Source organism: Synechococcus sp. PH41509 (assembly GCF_020514285.1).
In the GTDB taxonomy this organism is placed as follows: Bacteria; Cyanobacteriota; Cyanobacteriia; order PCC-6307; family Cyanobiaceae; genus Parasynechococcus.
In genome coordinates this window covers 45,421-68,960 of the sequence record NZ_VTLD01000004.1, presented here as the reverse complement: position 1 = coordinate 68,960, position 23,540 = coordinate 45,421, and the positions used below count along the sequence as shown (strand labels likewise).

The 23,540-nt window shown below is 60.7% G+C and carries 24 protein-coding genes; 7 read left to right on the top strand and 17 right to left on the bottom strand.

Translation table 11 applies throughout. The features are described 5' to 3' along the window. Positions 1 to 11 precede the first annotated feature (11 nt). From FZZ88_RS01245 to FZZ88_RS01190, 11 genes are all read right to left on the bottom strand, one after another. On the bottom strand, positions 12 to 1,151 hold the full coding sequence (locus tag FZZ88_RS01245; RefSeq protein ID WP_166016864.1) for a CO2 hydration protein: 1,140 nt from the start codon (positions 1,149 to 1,151) through the stop codon (positions 12 to 14). Then, positions 1,148 to 2,638, bottom strand: a complete 1,491-nt coding sequence (locus FZZ88_RS01240; RefSeq protein WP_166016865.1) for an NADH-quinone oxidoreductase subunit M — start codon at positions 2,636 to 2,638, stop codon at positions 1,148 to 1,150. Before FZZ88_RS01240 ends, FZZ88_RS01245 begins: the two co-directional genes overlap by 4 nt. A 10-nt stretch (positions 2,639 to 2,648) precedes the next feature. Beyond that, positions 2,649 to 4,493 (bottom strand): NAD(P)H-quinone oxidoreductase subunit F, encoded by a 1,845-nt coding sequence (locus tag FZZ88_RS01235; protein WP_166016866.1) that lies wholly within the window; start codon positions 4,491 to 4,493, stop codon positions 2,649 to 2,651. Between the two features lie 111 nt (positions 4,494 to 4,604). Continuing rightward, positions 4,605 to 5,144 carry a BMC domain-containing protein gene (locus tag FZZ88_RS12210; protein ID WP_166016867.1) on the bottom strand — a complete coding sequence of 180 codons (540 nt, stop codon included), beginning with the start codon at positions 5,142 to 5,144 and terminating at the stop codon, positions 4,605 to 4,607. Between the two features lie 53 nt (positions 5,145 to 5,197). Further along, the gene (locus FZZ88_RS01220) at positions 5,198 to 5,449 is read right to left on the bottom strand and encodes a carboxysome peptide B (RefSeq protein ID WP_115095164.1); all 252 of its coding nucleotides are present in this window, start codon (positions 5,447 to 5,449) and stop codon (positions 5,198 to 5,200) included. Next, positions 5,449 to 5,763: a carboxysome peptide A gene (locus FZZ88_RS01215; RefSeq protein ID WP_166016868.1), complete on the bottom strand. Its 315-nt coding sequence runs from the start codon at positions 5,761 to 5,763 to the stop codon at positions 5,449 to 5,451. The genes FZZ88_RS01220 and FZZ88_RS01215 overlap by 1 nt, the downstream gene beginning before the upstream one ends. 2 nt (positions 5,764 to 5,765) lie before the next feature. Then, entirely contained in the window at positions 5,766 to 7,511 is a 1,746-nt protein-coding gene (locus FZZ88_RS01210) for a carboxysome shell carbonic anhydrase (RefSeq protein WP_166016869.1), read from the bottom strand. A gap of 7 nt (positions 7,512 to 7,518) precedes the next feature. Beyond that, positions 7,519 to 9,888 carry a CsoS2 family carboxysome shell protein gene (locus FZZ88_RS01205; protein ID WP_166016870.1) on the bottom strand — a complete coding sequence of 790 codons (2,370 nt, stop codon included), beginning with the start codon at positions 9,886 to 9,888 and terminating at the stop codon, positions 7,519 to 7,521. Between the two features lie 101 nt (positions 9,889 to 9,989). After that, the gene (locus FZZ88_RS01200; RefSeq protein WP_115023886.1) at positions 9,990 to 10,331 is read right to left on the bottom strand and encodes a ribulose bisphosphate carboxylase small subunit; all 342 of its coding nucleotides are present in this window, start codon (positions 10,329 to 10,331) and stop codon (positions 9,990 to 9,992) included. 59 nt (positions 10,332 to 10,390) lie between these two features. After that, entirely contained in the window at positions 10,391 to 11,806 is a 1,416-nt protein-coding gene (locus FZZ88_RS01195; protein WP_115023888.1) for a form I ribulose bisphosphate carboxylase large subunit, read from the bottom strand. 71 nt (positions 11,807 to 11,877) lie between these two features. After that, entirely contained in the window at positions 11,878 to 12,189 is a 312-nt protein-coding gene (locus tag FZZ88_RS01190) for a BMC domain-containing protein (protein WP_006169870.1), read from the bottom strand. 356 nt (positions 12,190 to 12,545) lie between these two features. Here FZZ88_RS01190 and FZZ88_RS01185 point away from each other — a divergent pair, with 356 nt between their 5' ends. After that, the gene (locus FZZ88_RS01185; protein ID WP_166016960.1) at positions 12,546 to 13,127 is read left to right on the top strand and encodes a non-canonical purine NTP pyrophosphatase; all 582 of its coding nucleotides are present in this window, start codon (positions 12,546 to 12,548) and stop codon (positions 13,125 to 13,127) included. A gap of 25 nt (positions 13,128 to 13,152) precedes the next feature. Here FZZ88_RS01185 and FZZ88_RS01180 read toward each other — a convergent pair whose 3' ends face one another. Then, positions 13,153 to 13,938, bottom strand: coding sequence for a BMC domain-containing protein (locus FZZ88_RS01180; RefSeq protein ID WP_166016871.1), 786 nt, complete (start codon positions 13,936 to 13,938; stop codon positions 13,153 to 13,155). A 116-nt stretch (positions 13,939 to 14,054) separates the two neighbouring features. On the opposite strand from FZZ88_RS01180, the gene FZZ88_RS01175 reads away from it, so the two are divergent. From FZZ88_RS01175 to bchL, 4 genes are all read left to right on the top strand, one after another. Continuing rightward, a complete protein-coding gene (locus FZZ88_RS01175) occupies positions 14,055 to 14,432 on the top strand; it encodes a hypothetical protein (protein ID WP_166016872.1) in 378 nt (125 codons plus the stop codon). Positions 14,433 to 14,543: 111 nt separating this feature from the next. Then, on the top strand, positions 14,544 to 15,821 hold the full coding sequence (locus FZZ88_RS01170; protein WP_115023895.1) for a ferredoxin:protochlorophyllide reductase (ATP-dependent) subunit N: 1,278 nt from the start codon (positions 14,544 to 14,546) through the stop codon (positions 15,819 to 15,821). A 4-nt stretch (positions 15,822 to 15,825) separates the two neighbouring features. Continuing rightward, positions 15,826 to 17,400, top strand: a complete 1,575-nt coding sequence (locus tag FZZ88_RS01165) for a ferredoxin:protochlorophyllide reductase (ATP-dependent) subunit B (protein ID WP_166016873.1) — start codon at positions 15,826 to 15,828, stop codon at positions 17,398 to 17,400. A gap of 150 nt (positions 17,401 to 17,550) precedes the next feature. Continuing rightward, the gene (bchL, locus tag FZZ88_RS01160; RefSeq protein ID WP_115023898.1) at positions 17,551 to 18,441 is read left to right on the top strand and encodes a ferredoxin:protochlorophyllide reductase (ATP-dependent) iron-sulfur ATP-binding protein; all 891 of its coding nucleotides are present in this window, start codon (positions 17,551 to 17,553) and stop codon (positions 18,439 to 18,441) included. Between the two features lie 217 nt (positions 18,442 to 18,658). Here the strand turns inward: bchL and FZZ88_RS01155 are convergent, their stop codons facing one another. The 3 genes from FZZ88_RS01155 to psaM all read right to left on the bottom strand — a co-directional run bounded on the left by FZZ88_RS01155 (position 18,659) and on the right by psaM (position 20,229). Further along, positions 18,659 to 19,612, bottom strand: coding sequence for a protochlorophyllide reductase (locus FZZ88_RS01155; protein WP_166016961.1), 954 nt, complete (start codon positions 19,610 to 19,612; stop codon positions 18,659 to 18,661). Positions 19,613 to 19,681: 69 nt separating this feature from the next. Beyond that, positions 19,682 to 19,984, bottom strand: coding sequence for a hypothetical protein (locus FZZ88_RS01150; RefSeq protein ID WP_166016962.1), 303 nt, complete (start codon positions 19,982 to 19,984; stop codon positions 19,682 to 19,684). A gap of 140 nt (positions 19,985 to 20,124) precedes the next feature. Then, positions 20,125 to 20,229 carry a photosystem I reaction center subunit XII gene (psaM, locus tag FZZ88_RS01145; RefSeq protein ID WP_170951253.1) on the bottom strand — a complete coding sequence of 35 codons (105 nt, stop codon included), beginning with the start codon at positions 20,227 to 20,229 and terminating at the stop codon, positions 20,125 to 20,127. An 83-nt stretch (positions 20,230 to 20,312) separates the two neighbouring features. Between psaM and FZZ88_RS01140 the strand changes: the two genes are divergently transcribed. Further along, positions 20,313 to 20,783: a CRR6 family NdhI maturation factor gene (locus FZZ88_RS01140; protein ID WP_115023902.1), complete on the top strand. Its 471-nt coding sequence runs from the start codon at positions 20,313 to 20,315 to the stop codon at positions 20,781 to 20,783. Between the two features lie 20 nt (positions 20,784 to 20,803). Here FZZ88_RS01140 and FZZ88_RS01135 read toward each other — a convergent pair whose 3' ends face one another. Further along, on the bottom strand, positions 20,804 to 21,571 hold the full coding sequence (locus FZZ88_RS01135; RefSeq protein ID WP_166016874.1) for a sulfite exporter TauE/SafE family protein: 768 nt from the start codon (positions 21,569 to 21,571) through the stop codon (positions 20,804 to 20,806). A gap of 27 nt (positions 21,572 to 21,598) precedes the next feature. On the opposite strand from FZZ88_RS01135, the gene FZZ88_RS01130 reads away from it, so the two are divergent. Then, positions 21,599 to 22,315, top strand: coding sequence for a lipoate--protein ligase family protein (locus FZZ88_RS01130; RefSeq protein ID WP_166016964.1), 717 nt, complete (start codon positions 21,599 to 21,601; stop codon positions 22,313 to 22,315). Here the strand turns inward: FZZ88_RS01130 and FZZ88_RS01125 are convergent. Next, positions 22,273 to 23,523: a site-2 protease family protein gene (locus FZZ88_RS01125; RefSeq protein WP_166016963.1), complete on the bottom strand. Its 1,251-nt coding sequence runs from the start codon at positions 23,521 to 23,523 to the stop codon at positions 22,273 to 22,275. The genes FZZ88_RS01130 and FZZ88_RS01125 overlap by 43 nt on opposite strands. Positions 23,524 to 23,540 lie beyond the last annotated feature (17 nt).

The window sequence follows — 23,540 nt, the reverse complement described above, 5'->3', positions numbered from 1 at the left end:
CTGTTGAAAACCTAGAGGAGCGCCACCCGCTGGCAGCCCATCAAGCGCCCGGCCCAGGACTCCGCATAGTCCCGATTGGCCGCCTGCTGCTCGGGATCATCGCTGTCGAGCGGATGGGGCATCGTTCCAGTGATGGCGGCATTGGTGACGCAGAACATCGACTTCTGGAAGCTGACGCAGATTTGCACATGCACATCGGTCTGCCCCCGACCGTGGTCGTCGTACCAGAGGCTTAGTTCCTCAGGCAGATGGCGGTACATGTCCTGCATGCAGAGGCTGGGGGGAATCCCCGCACCCATGCTCGGAATCGGATCGGCGTAAAGGGCGCCGTACTTGAAATCACTGATGTCTGGTGAGATCTGTCGTGCCTGGGCGTTGTACGACACCGTTCCCAAGAAGGGCATGCCTCGGAAAAAGACAGCCTCCACGTAGGGCACCGCCACATCCATCAGGAAGGTGAGGCCGGCTTCGGGCGGCAACACCCAGATCTCTTCACCGCCGATCGACACCTTGTATTCAATCGGGCTTCCCGCAGCCGCCACCAAACCGTCACGGATGTGATGCACCACATCGTTGACGCAGGTGACTTCCTTAATCGCATAACGACGCGCCAGGTCAATGAAAATGTCACTCATCACCCGCCAAAACAAGCCGAGGCAGTAGATCGTGGTGAGCGAGCGAATGGCCTCAGGCGCGAAGTCGGGATAGAGGCGGTTGTTCAGAGCAAGTAGCGGATCTCGAGCCGACTTGCGCTTGATGACCCGCTGGCAGGCCTCTGCAAATTCGGGCGTGTCCAGGTAGGCATCAAGTCCCCCGGTGCCGTGCCAGAACATCGCCTTCTGGCAGTACTCGGCGTACTCAAAATTGATCCGGTCACCCATTAGGTGGTTCCAGAGGCGCTTGACGCTGAACCCCTCATGGAAAAAGCGGAACACCGGGAACGGGTTGAGCATCTGCTTCTCGCCCTGGTCCACCAAGTTCTTGCTGTAAGCATCGAGAACCAGGCCGTAGCTCTCCAAGACATTGACCACCTGAAGCAGATGATCGGGGGTGTCTTTGAGCAGCGGCGTATCGCTGAGCAGCCGGCGGATCAACTCCTCCTGAGCCGGTAAAACCGGGGGCTGAACGGGGGACACGGATGTCGGGGTCATGACAGATCTCCGGTGATCAGGCTGAGGCCCGTGGTCGCCGCTTCACTGAGGTTCGAAAGCAGCTCGGGAGCGAGGCCAAGCACCAGCACACCAAGGCTTAGGGCGATGGCCGGAAACTGCTCCCGCAACGCCACGGGGTTGAGGATACGGGGATTCACGACCTCGCCGGGGGCAATCGCCAGGCGACCGAAGAAGGCACGGTTCACCAGCAAAAGGAAATACACAGCAGTTAGGCCTGACCCCACCATCGACAGCAACGTGGCCAGGGGGAAAGGTTGGAGACTGCCGCGGAAAATCAGGAATTCGGAGATGAAGCCCGCCATCCCCGGAATTCCGGCGCTCGCCATAACGCCAATGATCATCAGTGATCCTGTAAGGGGCAGTCCGCGCTGGGGATTCAACAGGCCACGGAGAACATTGAGGTCGCGGGTCCCGGTTTTGGCGTAGACGACACCCACCACGAGGAACAGCACCCCAGAGATCAGGCCATGGCTGACCATCTGGAAGAGAGCACCCATCAGGCCAAGCGGTGTGGCGGCGGCGGCGGCAAGCAGCACATATCCCATGTGGCCCACGGAGCTGTAAGCCACCATTCGCTTCATGTCGGTCTGGGCGATCGCCGCCAGGGATCCGTAAAGCACGGAAATTGCCGCCCATCCCGCCAACCATGGAGCAGCCACCTGCCAGGCTTCCGGGAACAAGCCGAGGCAGAAGCGGAGCAGACCATAAGTTCCAAGCTTCAGGAGAACGCCAGCCAAGAGAACCGACACCGGCGTTGACGCCTCGGTGTGGGCATCAGGAAGCCATGTGTGGAAAGGGAAGAGGGGAATTTTGATACCAAAGCCGATCAGCAGAGCCCCCATGAGAATCAGCTGGGGCGTCATGCCCAATTCACCAGCCAGGATGGGGCGAAGGCTGAAGTCCATGGTCCCGGTAACCAGGGCGATGCCGAGGAAAGCCCCCAAGATCAGAACCCCTGAGACCGCCGTCACGATCAAAAACTTGGTGGCGGCATAGGCACGATTGGCACCGCCCCAGACCGCGATCAGCATCCACAGGGGGATGAGTTCCAATTCGTAGAACAGGAAGAAGAGCAGCAGGTTCTGGGCCAGGAAGGCTCCATTCACGGCGCCTGAGATCACCAACAACAGGGCGAAATACACACGGGGGCGGTTCTCGATCGTGCGAGACGCGATGGCGGCCACCAGGCAAAGCACCCCATTCATCAGAACCAGAGGCAGTGACAGGCCATCCAGCGCCAGGGCGTAATCCAGGCCAATGGCATGAACCCAGCGGGCCTGTTCCACCAGCTGCAGGCCAGCATCGGCTGCGTCAAAGGGCAACAGCAGCGCAAAGCTCACCAGGCACTGAACCACCAGCACAACGATGGAGACATCACGCAAGCGTGCGCTCGATGGCGATCCTGGCCAAAGGATCAACATGAGGGCCCCGAGGAAGGGGATCAGGAGGAGAAGGGAAAGCAGCATCTCGAGGCGATCAGGTGAGGAACCAGCTCACCGCGGTGAGGAAAAGAACGATGGCCAGAAGCACCGTGAGCACATAGGACTGGCTCTGGCCGCTGACGCTGAGCTTGAGGTTGTCGGCGCTGGCCAGGGAGAAACGAGCCACCCCATTGAGCAGGCCATCTACAACATTTCGGTCGAACCAGGAGGCGAGCCGGGAGAAGCCAGCCACCACATTGACGATGGTGAGGCGATAGAAGCGCTCTGTATAAAAGTCGTAGGCCAAGAGGTCTTGCCACCAGCGCAGCAGAGGATTGAGCGAACGGGACCAGGCCTTGCTCAGGGGGAGCACCGCGCCGGCCAACAGTCCCAGCAGGCCACTTCCCACCACAAGCGCTGCTGCCCAGAGGGGGAAGGCCAGCAAACCATCGAGAGACTCAAGCCGCACCAGCAGCAGCGGCGTGATCAGAACAATCACGGTGAGCGCCACCATCGGCAGGGCCATCTGCCAGTTGACCTCAGCAGCCCGGCGGGACTTGATCAATGCATTACCCATGAACACATGGCGGAACAGCCGAACCAGCCCAACGGCAGTGAGGGCATTGGTGAGCAAGAACACGGCCATGAACGGCACGGAGCGCACGCTCAGCAACTCAATCGACTGAGCAAGCGCCAGGAAACCACCCAGAGGAAGGAACCCGACCAGGCCGGCACCCCCCACCAGGAAGGCTGTGGTGGTGGCAGGCATCCGGCTGCCCAGACCACCGAGCTCTGTGATGTCCTGGCAGTTGGTGGAGGCAATCACCCCACCGATGCTCATCGAGAGCAGAGCTTTGGAGACGGCATGGGTGAACAGGAGCAAAAGGGCCAGCACCGGGATCTGCAGCGCAATGGCGATGAAGACCAGACCCATATGAGCAGTGGTGGAGTACGACAGCGTTCGTTTGATGTCGACCTGGGCCAGGGCCACCAGGGAGCCACCGATCGCACTGATGCTGCCGATCACGAGCATCACGCCGATAGCGATGGGAGAGAGCTGCAGGATCGGCATCACCTTCAACAGCACAATCGCGCCGCAGGTCACCACAACCGAATTGCGGAGAATCGAGGCGGGATTCGGGCCCTCCATGGCTTCGTCCAGCCAGAGGTGCATGGGGAACTGGGCACATTTGCCCGTGGGGCCTGCGACCAGACCCAGGCCTAACAACGTCGCCGCCAGCGGGGAGAGGGTGTCCTGGGCGGCCCAGGCATAGAGATCGTTGAACCCCATCACGCCGGAGTAGCTGCAGAGCGCCACCACACCCATCAGCAGCAGCACATCTCCAACGCGCTTGGTGAGGAAGGCATCCCGTGCGGCGGTCACCACAAGGGGTTGGGCATACCAGAAGCCCACCAACAGATAAGTGGAGAGCGTCAGCATCTCCAGCAGGAAATAGCTTTGGAACAGGGAGTCGCTGAGCACAACGCCGCTCATCGCCCCCTCAAAGAACCCGAGCAGCGCAAAGAAACGGGCCAACGCCCATTCCTTATCCATGTATCCCAGGGAATACACCTGAGACAGCAGGCTGAGGCCCGTAATCAACTCGAGGGCCACCAGATTGGTGAGCGAAAGACTGAAGCTGATATCCAGCTGCAGGTCGGCCACAGTGAGCCAGGGGAAGGCCAGATCCACTGGCCCTGATTGGTACACCTCCTGCAGGATCAGGCTTCCGTGAACGAAGGCCACCAGGGTCAGAAAAATATTCAGATACGCCGCCGGTCGATGCGCATCACGCCGGAACCAGCCACAGGCCCACGGCAAAGAGACCAACATCCCGATGAACCCGTAGAGCGGGATCAACCAGGCGATCTGCTGAGGTAGCGAAAGCTCCGGAGTCAAAACAGCGAGCGGGATGATGATCGAGCGTGTCGCTAGATGGCCGGCGAATCTAAGAGCCGGTCATCAGCAAAAGAGCTCTTTGTGAACGGCAATGAGGTGGCTTTTTGTCCCTCAGCTACGGCGAGCTGCACCACTACCGGCCAACACCGGTTCCACCTCGTTGTGGGGGCGGGCAATGATGTGAGCAGCAACGAGGCCGTCACCGACCCGCTCGCATGCATCAGCACCAGCACGCACAGCGGCATTCACGGCACCGGTTTCACCGCGCACCATCACCGTGACGTAACCACCACCCACATATTCACGGCAGATCAGGGTGACTTCCGCAGCCTTGGTCATCGCATCGGCTGCCTCAATGGCAGGAACCATCCCGCGGGTTTCGATCAAGCCCAAGGCCACACCGGGGACTTTGGGGGAAGGCGTCGCAGCGGGTTTAGCCACCGCCGATCTGCCACCTGACCCCGTGCTGGATCCACTGCTGCGGCGCGTAGTCGTGGTCGCGCGAGAAGTTGTTGTTGCAGGAGCAGCTTTGGCGGGGGTGGATGCTGCTGCAGAAGTGCTGGCCACTGGCTTCACATCCACGGTCTTGTTCGCCGCAGCAGAAGTACGGGTGGTGGTGCGACGACGGGGAGTGGGGGAAGGAGTAGCCATGGCTGTGAAGGTGTGGAAACGGAACGGAAACGGCGGAGGGAGATGGGTGGTCCCTATCCGTCCGGATTCCAAAAATCGATGATTCCACCGATGGTCAGATCGGTGAGGACGGTGTTGTCAGGGCAGGCATGCCGTGCCGCCGAACCGCTGGCGGTGAATACCCAGTTGCCCTCACGGGCACCAACGGGATCGACGGCCACCAGCTTCTTGCCCTTGTTGTTGCGCAGAATGCGCAGATGCATGTGATCAAGCCCTGCAACCCTGTAGGAGCAGATCAACGTGCCCATCACCTGCATGATTTCCATCAGCTGGCTTTGCCTCCTGCAGGATTGCTGCTAGGGCTGGGCGAAGGAGAGGGCGCCGCAGTCTTCGGCGGATCGGGCTCCCAGTGATCAATGATCCCCACAATGGTGAGGTCACTTGGGTACGACTTGCTTCCGGCAGCTTCGCGGGCAGCTGAGCTGCTGACGCAGATCACCCAGTCGCCAGGTTTCGCACCGACAGCATCGACGGCCACCTTCTTGGTGCTGCCATCGAGAACCACTTGGAGATGTTTGTGCTCGAAATCGGGGATCCGGTTGGTGGAGACGAGCGGCTTGATGACCTTGACGATGAGCATGATCAGTGAGCCTCCGGAAGTTGCGGGTCGAGCGTGGAACCGACGACCTCGGCCGGAGCCGTCTGGTTACGGTCGCGAATGGTGAGACAAGTGTGGAGCAAACCCTCGTTAACGAGAGCTGCATAGCGATCGGCGACGGCCTGATTCACCCGTTGGCAATCAGCGATGGCCCGTTCTCGGGCTCCCGGGACACGGCCTGAGTAGTCGAAACGCACCACGATCGGAATCGGAAGATCCCGCGCCACATTCAGGCCCTTGAAAATTTTGACCCCCACGTCGAGATCAGGAGCTCCCTCTTCAACCGTGTCGAGGTGAGCGAAGTAGGTGAGGTTGCGCAGATGCACCTCCTTAAAGCCGATACCAACGCCGATGAAACGCTCCGCGTGGCCAGCATCCGGATAGGGACCACCGTGCAGATCCTGCACGTAATCGATCTGGGAAATGTTGTTGGCGATCAATCGGGTCAGGAAGGCCACCATCCCCGCATCCATGGGGGCAGGGGCGGAGCTTTCGACGGCTTCAGCAATTTGAGCCATGGCCTGATCGGCAGTCATGGATGCCGTGGCTGCATGCAGTTCCCTGGCGCAAAGCCAACGGTCGAGCACCATTTCGCTGTCACGGCTCGGGGGATGAACACGGATCGCATCGGTATCGGTGTCGAGGCCGATCAAGAGAAGATCAACGGAAGCACCGCAGCAGAAGCTGTTTTCAACTGACTCACGGAAATCCAGCAGTCGCTGATGACCAGCCGCAGCCGCCAATTCATCGTTGCTGCCATGGGCAGCGCAGCCCTGGTGGGAGGGGTCGAGGGAACTGAAGTGGTAAGTCACCACCTTCAGATAGCGGGTTGGTTCGGTGGAGGGATTCGGAGCGCCTTCGCGATAGCGGCGATGCTCTGTTTTGACCCAACGATTCACCGTGTTTTCCACATCAAACATGGCGCCGGCATGGGAGCGTCGACGCACAGCGCTGAAGGGAATGCGCAGGGCGTAGGCCACGGTGTGCGCAAGGCGCCCGTCAGCGCAGGGGGTCAGGTCAAGAAGATGAATGCCGCAGTCGAGCAGGAACTGTTCAAACTCTCTGGAGGCATCACTGCCAGTGGCTCCACTCAGGGGGTCGTCCTGGAAAAAGCGGTCGCTGAACAAGCGATGGCTTTCAAAGACACACCACGCGAACAGGGCGCGCATGTCGAGAGGACGCACCCAAGCCCTCTGAAGGATGTGATCCGGCAAGTCGAAACCGAGTTCTGACCTGCAAAGCCGTTGGGCCTGGGGAATGAAATCGGTTTCATGCTGCAACGCTGAAACCTGCTGAAGCAGGGGAACGATCCGATCGAAACGTCCCTTGATCTCCTGCTCATAGGCCTGCAGACGGCCATTGGCCGCTGCATCCGTGAGCGGATGACGCCGATGGGTGATCGGCAGTGAGCTACGACTCAGATTGAAAGGAACAGACCGGGTGGCTGCTTTCTCGCGCCGCACCCAACCAGGCTGGGACGGAGCAGGACGCTGAGCGTCGTTACTGGAGCGAATCCGGCCTGCAGCGACCGAACCACGATCCAATTGCGCTGCTTTGCCAGAGGTTGTTAAGGCACGACGCCTTTGCAAAGCAGCCTGGCGGGTCGACGACTCCATATCCGGAGCCATCTCTGCAGGATCAGTGATGTTGGCCAGCTGCTGAAGCTGGAGACGGGTTGGAGCCGAGGGGGCCTGAGGTCGCCCGCCACGGAAAGGCTTGGAGCGAACCATCAATGAATCAGCCCCGTGCGCCGCCGGAGACGGTGATCAGGGACCCCTTCTCGGTGTTACCGCTGGAACCAGTGACCCGACTAACAGGCCATTCGGTCTCTTCATTGCGCTTGCGCTCAAAAGAGGACATGGCACTCATCGGACCAGGACGGCTGGGATTACGACGGCGCGCAGATGCACCCTCTGTACCAGTCACATGCTCCCCACGATCCCAGTCATCGCCTGTGATCTTGGTAGAAGAACCTTCACCGGTGACCCGCGATGCGGGCTTGTCAGTGGGCTCACTGACGACAGCAACGGTGGGCTGGAACTGACGTTGTTGCTGGCGGTTTTGGAACTCGCGGTTATCGAAGCGAAACTGCTCGGTACCGGTCACCTTGCCGCCAGCCATGTCAAAAGGGCCAGTGATGCGATTCCCCTCCTCGTAAGACGTGCCAGTTACACCGGAGCGTGCATCACGCTGCTGCTGAGCAGCGCGGGCGGGAGAGACCACACTGAAACGGGTCCAGGCAGCACCCTCAGGGGATTGACCGTGGGTATCGGTGCCGGCAGGGGCATCAGCGCCACAGGCAGCGGCCAACTGATCAGCGCCGACATAAGGAGTGCCGGTCACCGCTTCACAAGCGCCGCGTTTGTCCCCAGTCATGACACCACCGACTCCGGGTTGAATCCCAGTCATCGCAGCGGAAGGGGTTCCGGGACGCACAGGGGTGCGCTCACGAATGGCTTGGACTGCGGGAGTGCCGCAGTTTTGGCCGGCCTGCTCTAGGCCTGCATAAGGAGTTCCCGTTACGGCCTGGCAGCTACCGGGCTCGTCACCTGTGACGTGCTCCGAACGGCCCGTGCGGGTTCCGCTTACCACCTGGTTGCGGTTGGTGACGCTGAAACCAACTTTGGCAGCTTCAGGCTCAGGCTTGCCGCCGCAAAAGGCATTGACCTGCTCAGCACTGATGTATTGATCACCTGTCACACGGTGGCAGGAGCCGAATTCATTACCGGTGACCTGGGAGGAGCGACCCACCAAAGTTCCAGTAACTCCCGTGCCCGACAGGGTGCCGGACAAACCGACCTTGGCTGCCGGACGGCCTTCGGGAAGAGGATCAGAACCGAGGTATTGATCGCCCGTGAGGCTGCGGCTTGCACCGGCTTCGTCGCCGGTGACACTGGCGGAACGACCCACCATCACGCCACTGACGGGACGACCTTGTTCCGTGAGGCTGTGACCCACCTTGCGGGGGGAACTCACACCTCCACCGCAGTAGGCAGCAGACTGGTTGGCCGAGATGTACTCGGTGCCGGTCACGCTCTTGCAGGTGCCAGGTTCATCACCGGTGACCTTCTCAGAGCGGCCCACTTCATTGCCGGTGACACGGTTGCCATGGCTGGTGGCCGTCACACGCACTTTGGCTGGCGTCGTGGCAGCCGGAGCGGTCTGACAGAAGGTCTGGAAGACTTCAGCCCCCAGATACTCCGTACCTGTGATCGATCGGCAGGTGCTGGCTTCGTTACCGGTGGTTTTGACCGATCGGTTGGCCTGGGTGCCGGTCACTGTTTGACCAGCAGTGGTGGTGCTTTCACCAACTTTCCAATGGGCATCAGCGGCAGCAGCCTGCTTGGCGCCATGGCGGTTGGGACCGGTGGGGCGCGTAACACCGGCACTCTGCTTGTTGCGTGCACCGGCCTTGGTGCGCAACTCGCGTACCTGCTGGGCCAGCTCACGGCTGGTGAGATCAGGGTTGGCCTGACGGGCAACAGCAGCGGCACTGGTGGACTGCTTACCGGCGGTTTTGCCGTGCTTGGCCATGGCGTCGCGGCGGGCCAAGACGAGGGCGCGACTGGGATTTTCGATAGCGCGACGCTTAGGGGCCGATGCGCGACGTTCAGTGCGCACGGAAAGCTTGGGAGCTGATGCACTGAATGAGGTCAGTGCAGTCTTTTCGGCAGCGCGCTTACCTCCGCAGCCACAGCTCTTGGTGGTTTCAGCGGGTGCAGGAGCTGGAGCAGCTTTGGTTTGACGGGCCAAATCAGCGCGGTTGCGATCGCGGCTGGTGTCTGCGGTTTTGCCGCGACGGGACAGGGCCTCACGTCGTGCAAGCACCAGATCACGACTGGCATCGCGATGGGGCTTGACCTGTGAAGTGCGCCTGGAAGGAGCAGCTGTGAACGAAGTTGTTCGCTGCGGAGCTACAGCAGCGGAAACAACAGGTGTGGAAGCAGGTTCAGCAACTGCAGCCACGTTCGTGCGGGTGGGACGGGCGTCATCAACGGTGCGAACACGGTTGGCGCCAGTACCAGCTGCAGCTGAGGACTTCTTACCGGAAGTGGTCAGCGCCTTACGGCGTTCTAATGCGAGTTCGCGACTGGAGAGTCTTGCCATGTCCGCCCGAGGGAGTCGTCGTGAGGTGGAAGGGCACTTGCCCCTCCGAAAAAAGCTGGAGCCCTGATCAGGTCAGGGCTCAGAACCATGGGTCCGAAGGATCAGCGTCCTTCGAAGACCACGAAGCAGGCACCCTGGCTCTGGGTGTAGGCGTCGTAACCGACGATGCGTACGTGGTGATCGGGGTATGCGCGGTGGCAAGCCTCGAGCTCACTGACGACAACGTTCAGATCCTTCTCACCGAAGAAGGGGAGCTTCCAATAAGACCAATAGATGGCCATGGAGTTGCTGGGATGGACGTGCTCAACGAGCGGGCTCCAACCCTGGGCAATGATGTACGCGATCTGGTCGTAGATCTCGTCCTGGGTCATCGGCGGGAGGAAGCCGAAGGTCTCCAGGGTGGCGACTGTTTGATAGTCACCCACGGTGCTCTGGAAAGGCATGGGGATCCTGGGTTTAAGAAAAAGGGGTGGCCGGTTCCATCAACCGGCCGAAGAAACGATCAGTTCTGAACGTCGAGCTTGTCGACGGTGTCGAACTCGAACTTGATCTCCTTCCAGGTCTCGAGAGCGATGGCCAGCTCAGGGCTGTGCTTACCGGCTTCCATGAGGATGTCCCGGCTTTCCTTCTCGATCTCGCGACCGGCATTGCGTGCCTTGACGCAGGCCTCGAGGGCCACACGGTTGGCAGCAGCACCTGCAGCGGAGCCCCAGGGGTGACCGTGGGTACCACCACCGAACTGCAGCACGGAGTCGTCACCGAAAATGGCGACCAGTGCGGGCATGTGCCAGACGTGGATACCGCCGGAAGCAACGGCGAACACACCAGGCATGGAACCCCAGTCCTGATCGAAGAAGTTGCCGCGGCTGCGGTCTTCGGGCACGAAGGATTCGCGCAGCTGGTCGATGTAGCCGAGGGTGGTCTGACGATCACCTTCCAGCTTGCCGACCACGGTGCCGGTGTGGAGCTGGTCACCACCAGACAGACGCAGACACTTGGCGAGAACGCGGAAGTGAATGCCGTGCTTGGGATGACGGTCGATCACCGCGTGCATGGCGCGGTGGATGTGCAAGAGCATGCCGTTCTTGCGGCACCACTTCGACAGACCGGTGTTGGCTGTGAAGCCACCGGTGATGAAGTCGTGCATGACGATTGGCATACCGAGTTCTTTGGCGAACTCAGCGCGCTCATACATCTCCTCGGGAGTGTTGGCAGTCACGTTGAGGTAGTGACCTTTGCGCTCACCGGTCTCCTGCTCGGACAGCTTGATAGCTTCCGCAACGAATTCGAAGCGGTTCTGCCAACGCTGGAAGGGCTGGGAGTTGATGTTCTCGTCGTCCTTGGTGAAGTCCAGACCGCCGCGCAGGCACTCATAGACAACACGGCCGTAGTTCTTACCGCTCAGGCCGAGCTTCGGCTTGATGGTGCAACCCAGCAGGGGACGGCCGTACTTGTTCATCCGGTCGCGCTCGACCTGGATGCCGTTCGGCGGGCCGTAGCAGCTCTTGATGAACGCCATCGGGAAGCGGATGTCTTCCAGACGGAGGTGGCGGAGAGCCTTGAAACCGAAGACGTTGCCGACCAGGGAGGTCAGAACGTTGGTGATGGAACCCTCTTCGAACAGGTCGAGGGGGTAAGCGATGAAGGCATAGAAAGACTCCTTGTCACCAGGGACGTCTTCGATGCGGTAGCAACGGCCCTTGTAGAAGTCGAGATCGGTGAGGAGCTCGGACCACACAGTGGACCAGGTGCCGGTGGAGGATTCAGCGGCCACAGCAGCGGCAACTTCTTCCTTGGGCACACCTTCTTGGCCGGTGCACTTGAAGCAGGCCAGCAGGTCGGTGTCGAGGGGGACGTAATCAGGAGTCCAGTAGGTATCCCTGTACTCCTTGACCCCAGCGTCGTACTTCTTGCTCATGGGAAAACTCCGTTAGGTCGGTGAAGAGGGTGAGACGTTCGCGTGCCTCGTCAGAGGCTCAGCGGAAGATCTCAGTCCTTCTGACCAAGGAAGTTGCCGTTGCCCAGTGCAGGCTCCACTTCGCGGTGGGGGCGGGCAATGATGTGAGCAGCAACCAGGCCGTCACCGACGCGCTCGCAAGCATCAGCACCAGCACGCACTGCAGCGTTCACAGCACCGGTTTCGCCGCGCACCAGAACGGTGACGTAACCGCCACCGACGAACTCGCGACCAATCAGGCGCACTTCGGCAGCCTTGGTCATGGCATCAGCTGCCTCGATGGCGGGGACCAGACCGCGGGTCTCGATCATGCCGAGGGCGATGCCCATGGTTTCGTTAGCCATTGCCTACCGGGAAAAGAGGTGGAATGTTCGCTCGGGACATTGCTTTGCCGGAACCCTTCCCGTCAAGCGATTTGGAAGACTTTCTTGATCACTGTCCATAGTGAACTAAATAAGCTTGGCTTATCACGCAGTGCCTCACTGTTCCGGTCTGCTGTGGTGGTTCCTGTGATCACATCCGCACAAGTCGTTGTCGAGTGCGGTGAAACTCCATAGCTTCACCCTGCGACACGCTCCCAAAGCCTTGCTGAGGGGTGGAATGTTCAACCCAAATGCGTGTTGCTTGGTCGAATCCAGAGATTTTTAAGTCCTACCCCCCAATCAGCCCGCACAATGGAGGCCCTCATTTGTTGGCCCCCTTGTCGCTTCAGCTCACCATTGCCACGGGTAACCCCACCAAGGTTGCTGAAATTGAGGCCATGCTGGGTCCACTTCCCATTCATGTTCAGCGTCAACCCGACGATCTGGACGTTGAGGAAACGGGAAGCACATACCGGGAAAACGCCGAGCTCAAGGCCACTGCAGCAGCACTGCGAACCCAAGGTTGGGCCCTCGCAGACGATTCAGGGCTTGAAGTTGATTCACTCCAGTGCGCGCCTGGACTGTTCTCCGCCCGATATGCCGAAGGCAACGACGCCAAAGTGCAGAGAATCCTTGCGGAGCTTGGCCCGTCCCTTTATCGCAGCGCCTGCTTCCGCAGCACGATGGTGCTGAGCGACCCCACAGGGACGTGCAGAGCGGCGGCAGAGGGCATTTGCTGGGGGGAGCTCCTCAGCGCACCGGCCTACCCAGGTGGCGGTTTTGAATCCTTGCTCTGGGTGCGTGAAGCCCGTTGCACCTATGGCGAACTGAACCCGGCACAACTCAGCCGACTGGGCAGTCGTGGCAAAGCAGCACGGGCTCTGGCTCCTCAATTACGCCAACTTCTTGGCCTGAACTGAGTTCAACGATTAGCGAGCAGAGCGGTCAGCGCAATCTTGCGTTGCGGTTGACATTGTCGATGGCGCGCATCGCAGCTGCCGCCGCTTCCTCAACATCACCTTCACGCCCCGCCAGGGTGAGGCGTCCAAAGGCACCCACCGCTTTCACATCCACCAAAGTGATATTGGAGGATTTTTCAGCCTCGTTGGCAGCAATCAGCACATACCCCGCCGGCTCAGTCTCCAGGATGAACATGCTCATCCCGGCCTCAATCATGGAACCCCGTCGGTTCAGGCGATTGATCAACACGGCGTGGTCCGGCGTGATCGCTCGAATGACTTCGGTCCAGCTCACCTCTGCTGGAGAACGCTGCTCAATGGTGCTGCCAATCGCTTCCAGCACCACATCTCCGGAATGGAGAACAGTGCTCTGGTCGCGGTGATAGAGGGCCATCGAACCAAAAGCCCGCTCCACCACCATCTGGCCGAGGCGAACATTGCTGGCTTTCAGAGCAATGTCGGTGACGCGGTGAACCGCCATGCCCGGAGAAACCTCCATCCAGAGGCAGGCGTCTCCAGGAATGGGCAGGAATCCTTGACTCACCGACCCCATGTAGGCCGCAAGTTGGGGTTGCAGCGAGTCGATGAACACGTGGGTGCGCAGTTCGATCGACTGCACTTGGCTGTTTTGGCGAAGCAGCCGGGGAGACTCAGAATCCGTCGTGACAACACAACTTGCCCCTCCCTGCTGGGAGGTCACCTCAGTCCCGGTGACGAGAGCACTACCGCCGCGTCGCCGCTCCCGAGCATCGAAGCTGGCAAAACGGGTCATGGCGGGGAGTGTACCGGACGAATCCGGGGCAAACGGTCCATCAAAGAGTTAGGGCCAGCGGTCTTGCACCTTGAAAGACAGCCGATACCGTCCAGAAAACCTCTCGAGATCCTGCAATGACTGAGCAGTCTTCTTTAAAACCAGTTGATCTCAATGCTGATCAAGCCCTTGGGATGGTGAGCTTCGGCCTGATGCAACGCCTCGCGCAGGATGGGCAGGTGGATCTGCCCTGGCTGGAGGCATCAGGCAATGAAGACAGAGATCGTCTGCGTCAGCTGCGTCAACGCCTAGAGCTGACTGCATTGGCCATCGAAACAGGTGCCCCCCTGACCACGGCGGAAGTGAGCATGCTTCTTGGAGCCCGACCGGGAACGGAACGGGCGGAACGCGGCGGCCTCGTTGCCCGTCGGGTCAGCCGCAACGTTTGGCGTTTGAGCAAAACAGAGGAGAGCGACCGTTCAGAGCGTTACGACGGATTCCGCCGCCGCCTTTGATCGCAAAGCAAGCTCTGGCGGCCAGGCCTGATCCCGAAGAGTTTGCGCTGGGTTTGGCATCCAAGCCCCAATCTTTTGCACCTTGAGGGGTGAACGTCGCATGGAGCGGCCATGGCCGGGCCCACCCTCTTAAAGGAATCAGGACCACGGGAGGTGTTCTGTGGTCTCACCTCGATCGTCTGGCTGCATCGGCGCATGCCAGATGCCTTCTTTCTAGTGGTGGGATCCCGCACCTGCGCCCATCTGATCCAGAGCGCCGCTGGGGTGATGATTTTTGCCGAACCCCGTTTCGGCACTGCGATTCTCAACGAACGGGACCTGGCCGGCCTCGCCGATGCCCACGACGAGCTTGATCGCGTCTGCAAGGAACTGCTGCAACGCCGTCCCGAGATCCGCACGCTTTTCCTGGTGGGTTCTTGCCCCAGCGAAGTGATCAAGCTGGATCTAGCCCGGGCCGCCGAACGGCTGAACGACGAGCTCTCCGGCCGAGTGAGGGTGGTGAATTACTCCGGGAGCGGCATTGAAACCACCTTTACCCAAGGAGAAGACGGGGCGCTGGCGGCGCTGATTCCATTGCTCCCCGCTAGCGACGAGCGGCAGTTGCTACTGGTGGGCACCCTCGCCGATGCCGTGGAAGACAGGCTGATTCACCTGTTCCAACGGATGGGCATCGAGACAATTCACAGCCTGCCTCCGCGGCAATCGACTGACCTGCCTGGGGTGGGAGCGGGAACCACGGTGCTACTCACCCAACCCTTTCTCACCGAAACCGCCCGCTTGCTGAGCGATCGCGGCGCCACGGTGCTCACGGCCCCATTTCCCCTGGGAGCCGAAGGCAGTCGCCGTTGGATGGAGGCTGCTGCCAATGCCTTCCATCTCCCGGACGAGCGGATCGCCGCAGTGCTCGATCCGTTGATGGAACGGGCCCAAAGCGCCCTGGCCCGCCACCGCGCCGTGCTGGAGGGCAAGCGGATCTTTCTTCTCCCCGAATCCCAACTCGAACTGCCCCTAGCCCGCTTCCTACAACGCGAATGCGGCATGGAGTTGGTGGAGGTGGGAACGCCTTATCTGAACCGTGAACAGATGGCCGCTGAGCTGGCGTTGCTCCCCGACGACACACCAGTGATGGAGGGGCAGCACGTGGAGCAACAGCTGGACCGGGTGCGCGCCAGCCAACCGGACCTTGTTGTCTGTGGCATGGGCCTCGCCAATCCGCTGGAGGCCGAAGGCATCGCCACCAAATGGTCGATCGAATTGGTGTTCAGCCCAATTCACGGCATCGACCAAGCTGGAGACCTGGCGGAACTGTTTTCCAGACCGTTGCGTCGCCGGCAAATGATTCGACCCGGCCTACATCCGAGCAACCCCGACCAAACCGTGCACGCCTGATCCCATGCAACTAACGCTCTGGACCTATGAAGGGCCACCCCATGTGGGGGCCATGCGCATCGCCGCCTCGATGCACGGCGTGCACTACGTGCTCCATGCCCCCCAGGGGGACACCTACGCCGACCTGCTGTTCACGATGATTGAGCGGCGCGGGCAACGTCCGCCGGTCACCTACACCACCTTCCAGGCCCGAGATCTCGGGGGTGACACCGCAGAACTGGTGAAACGGCATGTGCGCGAAGCCGTGGACCGCTTCCAACCCGATGCCCTGCTGGTGGGTGAGAGTTGCACCGCGGAGTTGATTCAGGATCAACCGGGCGCCCTGGCCCAGGGCATGGATCTGACCATGCCGGTCGTGAATCTTGAGCTGCCGGCCTACAGCAAGAAAGAGAACTGGGGAGCTGCGGAGACCTTCTATCAATTAATCCGCAACCTGCTCAAGGCGCAGGTCCCCACAGACATCAACCATGCCCCCCAGGCATGGAAACAGGAGGGCCGTCGACCCCGGGTGAACCTACTGGGGCCGTCTCTGCTCGGTTTCCGCTGCCGCGACGACGTGCTGGAGGTGCAGAAGCTGCTCACCTTGCACGGCATCGATGTGGGCGTGGTGGCACCGCTCGGTGCGGGGGTGGACGATCTGAAGCGCATCCCCGATGCCGATCTGAACGTTTGCCTTTATCCGGAGGTGGCCGAATCCACCTGCAGCTGGCTGGAGCGCAACTTCGGCATGCCCTTCAGTCGAACGGTACCGATCGGTGTGGGCGCCACCCACGATTTCCTCGTCGAAGTGCACACCCTGCTGGGGCTCGAGGCACCCGCTGCTGACGAAGGCTATAAACGCTCACGCTTGCCTTGGTATTCGGAGTCTGTGGACTCCACCTACCTCACCGGCAAGCGGGTGTTCATTTTCGGCGACGGCAGCCATGCCATTGCAGCAGCACGGATCTGCAGCCAGGAACTGGGCTTCAGCGTCGTGGGGCTGGGAACCTATAGCCGGGAGATGGCCAGGCCCGTCCGGGCGGCCGCCAAGGCCCTGGGTCTGGAGGCCTTGATCTGTGACGACTACCTAGAAGTGGAAGCCGCCATGGCCGAGGCAGCGCCAGAACTGGTGCTCGGAACACAAATGGAACGACACAGCGCCAAGCGGCTGGGGATTCCCTGCTCCGTGATCAGCACGCCGATGCATGTTCAAGACGTGCCGGCCCGGATGAGCCCCCAAATGGGCTGGGAAGGGGCAAACGTGATCTTCGACGACTGGGTGCATCCGCTGATGATGGGACTAGAGGAACACCTGATCGGAATGTTCCGCCACGACTTCGAATTCGTGGATGGCCACCAGAGCCATTTAGGCCATGCCGGTGGTGCCGGAGCAGCCGACATCTCCGCATTGAGCGACGTCCCAGAGGACGGCCAAGATTGTCTGCAATGGACAGCCGATGGGGAAGCCGAACTGAAGAAGATCCCCTTCTTCGTACGGGGCAAGGTGCGTCGCAACACCGAGGCTTACGCCCGCGATGTGGGCTGTCGGGAGATCAGCAGCGAAACGCTCTATGACGCCAAAGCCCACTTCAAGGCATGAGCAATTGCACTCATTTCTTTTTATTTAATTGAAAGAAATTCTGAGCTTGCTGCCCAGCCAGGGACAAGATCTTTCATTTCTTAGTGAAAACCAACCACTGCACATCTGCTGCTGTTGAATGAAAATGACTTCTCTTGCACAGGTCGCTGAATGACCACGACTCTGACGCGACCGGCGGACGGCGAAGGCAGTGTTCAGGTCCACCAGGACCCAGCACTGGACATCCAGGAGGAGACCCTGGTGATTGCCGTCTACGGCAAAGGTGGAATCGGCAAATCCACCACCTCATCGAACCTTTCAGCCGCCTTCTCAAAACTGGGCAAGCGGGTGCTTCAGATCGGCTGCGACCCCAAGCACGACAGCACCTTCACCCTCACCCACAAGATGGTGCCGACGGTGATCGACATCCTCGAGGAGGTGGACTTCCACAGCGAAGAGCTGCGACCGGAGGATTTCGTCTTCACTGGCTTCAATGGTGTGCAGTGCGTTGAGAGTGGTGGCCCACCAGCAGGAACGGGCTGCGGCGGTTACGTCACCGGACAGACCGTGAAGCTGCTCAAGGAGCATCACCTTCTGGAAGACACCGATGTGGTGATCTTCGATGTACTCGGCGATGTGGTGTGTGGTGGCTTTGCCGCCCCGCTGCAACACGCCAACTACTGCCTGATCGTGACGGCCAATGATTTCGATTCGATCTTCGCGATGAATCGCATCGTTCAGGCGATTCAGGCCAAAGCCAAGAACTACAAGGTGAGGCTGGGCGGCGTCGTCGCGAACCGCTCTGCTGACACTGATCAGATCGACAAGTTCAACGAACGCACCGGTCTGCGCACCATGGCCCATTTCAGGGATGTGGATGCAATTCGACGGTCGAGGCTGAAGAAATGCACCATCTTTGAAATGGATGATGACGATGAGGCAGTGGAAGCTGTGCGCAATGAATACCTGCGGTTAGCCCAGAACATGCTCGACAAGGTAGAGCCCCTAGAGGCCGTATCCCTCAAAGACCGCGAAATCTTTGACCTGCTGGGCTTCGACTGAAGAGGTTATTTCTGCGTCCTGAAGAAATAAAACTAGCCCAACTTGGCCATTAACTTCAGCCCTTCCTGGAGTGTGATCCTGAATGTGATTGCACTCCAGAGAAATAAATCGAATTTCTAGGCCACTACCACCTCAATCAAACCAGCGCTACGAGGCTCATCGCCTGGATAGAGAGCCAATGCGAGCAAGCAAGCTTTTAGCCCCCTGCTGGTCAGGCTCAGGCCAAACCCACCAAGGCCATGGACAACTCCCAAACCCGCCGGGCCGTCTCCGGATCGGTGGCCTTGTCGGATAGTTCCTGGCTGAACTGCTGACCATCCTTCTTCTGGCGGTTGCCCCAGCTCCAGTGCACACCGGATTCAGCAAAGTCCGGATTGGCCACCACATCTGCCACCCGTTCTCCGGCTAAAGCCTGGGAGACGTAGCCGCCGGTGATGTTCTTCTGGAACCAGGGGAAGATCGTCTGAAAGGCCTTGGGCGTGTTGCGGAACAACGGGGTATCCGCCACGCAGCCGGGGTAGAGCGAGGTGAAGGTGATTCCCGTGTCTCCGTGCAGGCGGCGGTGCAGCTCCTGGGTGGTGATCATGTTGCAGAGCTTGCTGTCTTTGTAAGCCTTGCCGGGCTTGAACGGCTTTCCACTGGCCATGGCGATGGGGTCTTTGAAACCGCCCTCAAACCCGGAGAGATCCCCCAGATCCGCCGGCGCAGGGATGGGAATCTTGCCCCCCAGTTCCTTGGAGTTGGCGGTCACGGTGCCCAGGATCACCACCCGCTTGGAGGGGTGGGTGGACGTCTTGAGCCGACCCAAAAGCAGCTGCACCAGCAGAAAATGGCCAAAATGGTTGGTGGCCATCGAGATCTCGTAACCCTGGGGAGAGCGCTCCGGCTGCTTCAGTTTCGGTTTGTAGACCGCCGCATTGCAGACCACAGCATCCAGACGCTCCGGCAGGGCATCCACCGCGCGACGGACACTGTCGAGATCACCCAGATCCATCAAGACGTGCTTAAGCCGCTCTTTGGGAAGGTCCAACTCATCAGCGGCAGCCGCTGCTCGCTGCGGGCTGCGGTTGGCAGTGATCACCGTCCAGCCCCGCTTCACCAGAGCGCGCGTGGCATTCAGGCCGACACCTGAGGTGGTGCCGGTGATCAGAACGGTGCCGGGCGTGGACATCAAGACAGGGCCAGGAAGGTTGTCAGTCTGCCGGTCATCACTCAATCCCAACGCCGCTGGTCACGAATCTCAGCGCCAGATCACACGTAAGCGATTGGGACCGATCCACTGATCCTGCTCGCTGATCAGGCGCTTCTCTCCTCCAATACTGAACAGACGATCGAACCGCTGCTGCAGCGCGTCCAATTTGGCCGTCTCGATGGACACCACCGCCGAAATTTCACTGTGACGGTCCATCCGTTCCTGATAGGCCACCGACAAGCGAATCAAGCTCACACAGCCCAACAAAACCAGCCCTGCCTTGGCAGCCAGGGCGAGAAGGCTGCACTGCAGTTCTTGTTGGTCGGTCTGCCGCTGAATTGATGCAGCCATGGTGGCTGCATCCGTGCGAGGAGCTGAACTTTGAGCCTGACTGGCGGTCACCGCATCAGCACGAACATCCGCTTTTAACGCAATCCGTTGACGGTGCCAAGACCAGCTCCACGCCCGTGGATATCACGAGCCGATTGAAATCAGGCTTCGTAGAGGCTGATGGAGAGACGCAGGGCCAGAACAGCGGCATGGGCAGCCACCACGAGGGCAATGAACACCTCAGGTGCAGAGAGAAGGGTTTCCATGGGAACCATGCATCAAACGCTCCCATTCTTCTCCGAGGGAGGGGCTGCAGGCCATCATTCGCAAAGGCCTGTCACACCAGCCCATGGATTCGGTTCTGATCGATGCCCCTGCAATCCGGTCGTTGGATCTGCGGCCGCTGGAGATCTGGAGCGATCAGCCGCTGAACACACTGCTCGGCCAAGGGCCAGTGCTCGAGCTCCGTTTCGACTGGCCCCGAGCCCAGGATGACCCGCGCGAACTACCGGAATGTCCGGAACCTCGCCTCTGGGCCCTGCGGGCGGATGCACGGTTCCCTTGGCTGCCACTGTTGCTTGAACGCGACCAGGGCAGCCTGATCCGCCATGTCGCCCTGGTGGTGCCCCACAGTTTCAGCCGCAGCGAAGGCCTGCGTTTTGATCCTGAGGCCTTGGAGCTCTGGGTGACGCATCGCTTGATGCTGCTGGACGACCTCTGCCAACAGCAGCTGGGACGGCCGATGCGAGGCAACCTCTCCCAGATGGCTGCAGCCCTGGGTTACGAACTCGATGCAGGGTTCTGGTCGTTACTGAACTGAACTGATGAACAGATGGCCATTCAGCTCAGCAAGAGCTGCAGGGCCCGCCTTGAGCTGTCGATCGCCAGGATGATGGCGAGACCCTTCAGGCAGCGCACCAGAAGAGCTGCGTCAAATTGATCGAGACGGCTGGCTGCCCACTGGGCGGCAATGGCCGCCACCCCACCCAGCAGCAACCCCATCAGAGGAACCCCGCGGCCCTCATGCAGGAACTGCAGAGACGCTGCGCTGGCTGAACAGAGCACCGCTACCGTGCTGAGCCGCACGGCCTGATGAATCGGTACGGATAACGGACCGCTCATCAGCGGCACCATCACCAGCCCCCCGCCTAGGCCCAACATCCCGGCGGTCCAGCCGGCGATGCAACCAACACCAGCCAACTGCGGTGCGCTGCTGTCATCGACGTCGTCGCTTGCATCTTCCTCGGCCCGTTCCCGAACGCAGAACGCCAGCACGATGTACATCAATGTCTGCATCGCCAACAGCATCCATCCCGCCGCAAAGCCAGCCAGGCCACCGAACAACAGGGCCGAGCCAAAGGCCGCCAAGCCGATGGCGAGCCCGGGCCGTGTCGGTACCCGCCCTTGGCGCAGGTGAGTGATGGTGCCCGCCAGTGCCGTGGGCACAATGGCGAAACTGCTTGTGGCCAGGGCCTGATGGGGCGGGAGATCGAGCCAGAGCAGGAGCGGGGCAAAGATCAAGCCGCCGCCAATCCCCAACAGCCCGGCCAGCCCCCCCGCCAGCAGACCGAGGGCAATCAAGATCGGCACATCCCACCAGGGCACCATGGCGTGCGATCGATGCTTCCTTCCAGCATGCCCGCAACCGGGCGCCTGCTTCCCACCCAGCAAGCAGATGGACACACCCAGATGGCCTTGGATGCCTTGCTTCTGAAGCGGAGCAATGGTCCGGCGCTGCGTTTTTACCGCTGGGATGGGCCCTGGCTCTCACTTGGACGCCATCAACGCCAATGGCCTGACCACTGGAATGATTTGGCCCGTCGCGGCCGCCTCAGCCTGGTGCGACGTCCCAGCGGCGGTCGGGCGGTGCTCCATGCCGGCGGTCTCACCTACGCCTTGATCTGGCCTGATGCACCACGACGTCGCCAGGAGGCCTACCGCCAGGCCTGTCAGTGGTTGGTTGATGGCTTCAAGGGACTCGGTCTACCGCTGCACTTCGGATCCGACCCGGCTGGAGCCGAAGCCAGCAACTGTTTCGCCAGTGCAACGGTGGCCGACCTGGTGGATGGATCTGGAGTCAAACGAGTCGGCAGCGCCCAGCGCTGGCAGAACGGTCGTCTGCTTCAGCACGGAGAAATCCTGCTGGATCCGCCCGCCGACCTTTGGTCCGAGGTGTTTGGGGAAGCGGCACCGGCAGTAGCCCCGACGCAGATCAGCCGACTGGATCTGGATCAGCAGCTGCGCCAGAGCATGATTCAGTCGTGGCCTGACTTCTGTTGGCAAATGCAGCCCCTGAACACCCAAGAAGCTCAGGATTTGGACGACGAACTGGCGTCCTGGTCGGAGCTCTGAGCCTGCATCGTCTGGACCATTTGAGGGAGCATCGCCAGCCCCAGGGGATAGCCATTGCGCTTGCGCGCCTCCTCAAGGATCGCGGAGGGGAGGCTCACCCCCAGACGCTTCAGCACCGCATCCCCCACATCCATACGATCGAGAGTGCCGGAGGGAAGGCCTGCAGCACTCATCACCAGAAGACGTCCCTGGGATGCCTTCTCAACGGCCGGCACCGCTTCCACCAGAGAGGCGGAACACACGATTGAGGGCAGTTCAGAGAGGGGGCGCAGATGATCCTCGAGTCGCTGCTGGTCCCATTGCTGCACCGGCAAGAGCTTCAATGGCTGATCGTCAATCCAGCCCACCCAACGACCGCTCTTACAGACGAGCACCCAATCGGCGGGTCCCTCCCCCTCGCTGGCGGTTAGCCGCAGCTGGCTGAGGCGCCGCAACGTCTGATCCGCCTCCAGCACGCGAAAGCGTCGGCCCGCAGCGGCCTCCACCTTCAACTCCCGCAGCACGTTCTGCAATTGCAGCATCTGGGTCTGACTGCGGTTGGCACCCAGCCCGAACCAGCCGATCAACATCAACAGGATTCCGTTGATCCCCCAGCCCTGCCAGAGCAGGACCCCGCCCATCAGGATCATCAGCATCGACAAGGCCCGCCCGGACGCCGAAGCCACCTGAACGCCTTTCTGCTGACTGCCGCTGACCTGCCAGACCAAGGCCTTGAGGATCAACCCACCATCCAGGGGCAGCCCCGGCAAAAGGTTGAACAGTCCCAGCATCAAGTTGAGCAACCCCACCTGGCTCAACAGCTGCGTGGCCAAGGGCTGGGTGTCGGAAAGAGATGCAGCACCCAGCAGCATCCCGAGGGCCAGCAACAAACTGACGATCGGACCAGCCGCCGCGATGCGCAGATTGCCCATGGCGGTGGGGCATTCCTTCTCGACCCGGGCAATACCGCCCAGATGGAACAGGGTGATGCTCAACACCTTCACCCCTTCCCGCAGGGCCATCAGCGCATGGCCCAATTCGTGCAGCAGCACGGAGCTGAACAACAGCAAGGTGGTCAGTAAACCCAAACCCCAGCTGACGGTTTGAGAGGCCGTGGCGGCATAACGGGATTGGAACAACGTGGTGAAAATCGCTACGGCAAACAACCAGCTGGGCTGCAGCCGCAGTGGAATGCCGCCGATCTTGAGCACCTGCCAGCCCTCTCCCACTGCCAATTCCGTCGTGT

Coding starts and splice junctions, on each gene's coding strand:
- FZZ88_RS01245 (WP_166016864.1), bottom strand. CDS start 1,151: ATGACCCCGACATCCGTGTCCCCCGTTCAGCCCCCGGTTTTACCGGCT.
- psaM (WP_170951253.1), bottom strand. CDS start 20,229: ATGGAAACCCTTCTCTCTGCACCTGAGGTGTTCATTGCCCTCGTGGTG.
- FZZ88_RS01220 (WP_115095164.1), bottom strand. CDS start 5,449: ATGGAAATCATGCAGGTGATGGGCACGTTGATCTGCTCCTACAGGGTT.
- FZZ88_RS01150 (WP_166016962.1), bottom strand. CDS start 19,984: ATGGCTGCATCAATTCAGCGGCAGACCGACCAACAAGAACTGCAGTGC.
- FZZ88_RS01155 (WP_166016961.1), bottom strand. CDS start 19,612: ATGTCCACGCCCGGCACCGTTCTGATCACCGGCACCACCTCAGGTGTC.
- FZZ88_RS01180 (WP_166016871.1), bottom strand. CDS start 13,938: ATGACCCGTTTTGCCAGCTTCGATGCTCGGGAGCGGCGACGCGGCGGT.
- FZZ88_RS01200 (WP_115023886.1), bottom strand. CDS start 10,331: ATGCCTTTCCAGAGCACCGTGGGTGACTATCAAACAGTCGCCACCCTG.
- FZZ88_RS01165 (WP_166016873.1), top strand. CDS start 15,826: ATGCAACTAACGCTCTGGACCTATGAAGGGCCACCCCATGTGGGGGCC.
- FZZ88_RS01140 (WP_115023902.1), top strand. CDS start 20,313: ATGGATTCGGTTCTGATCGATGCCCCTGCAATCCGGTCGTTGGATCTG.
- FZZ88_RS01175 (WP_166016872.1), top strand. CDS start 14,055: ATGACTGAGCAGTCTTCTTTAAAACCAGTTGATCTCAATGCTGATCAA.
- FZZ88_RS01195 (WP_115023888.1), bottom strand. CDS start 11,806: ATGAGCAAGAAGTACGACGCTGGGGTCAAGGAGTACAGGGATACCTAC.
- FZZ88_RS01215 (WP_166016868.1), bottom strand. CDS start 5,763: ATGCTCATCGTCAAGGTCATCAAGCCGCTCGTCTCCACCAACCGGATC.
- FZZ88_RS01205 (WP_166016870.1), bottom strand. CDS start 9,888: ATGGCAAGACTCTCCAGTCGCGAACTCGCATTAGAACGCCGTAAGGCG.
- FZZ88_RS01130 (WP_166016964.1), top strand. CDS start 21,599: ATGCCCGCAACCGGGCGCCTGCTTCCCACCCAGCAAGCAGATGGACAC.
- FZZ88_RS01240 (WP_166016865.1), bottom strand. CDS start 2,638: ATGCTGCTTTCCCTTCTCCTCCTGATCCCCTTCCTCGGGGCCCTCATG.
- FZZ88_RS01135 (WP_166016874.1), bottom strand. CDS start 21,571: ATGGTGCCCTGGTGGGATGTGCCGATCTTGATTGCCCTCGGTCTGCTG.
- bchL (WP_115023898.1), top strand. CDS start 17,551: ATGACCACGACTCTGACGCGACCGGCGGACGGCGAAGGCAGTGTTCAG.
- FZZ88_RS01190 (WP_006169870.1), bottom strand. CDS start 12,189: ATGGCTAACGAAACCATGGGCATCGCCCTCGGCATGATCGAGACCCGC.
- FZZ88_RS12210 (WP_166016867.1), bottom strand. CDS start 5,144: ATGGCTACTCCTTCCCCCACTCCCCGTCGTCGCACCACCACCCGTACT.
- FZZ88_RS01170 (WP_115023895.1), top strand. CDS start 14,544: ATGGCCGGGCCCACCCTCTTAAAGGAATCAGGACCACGGGAGGTGTTC.
- FZZ88_RS01210 (WP_166016869.1), bottom strand. CDS start 7,511: ATGGTTCGCTCCAAGCCTTTCCGTGGCGGGCGACCTCAGGCCCCCTCG.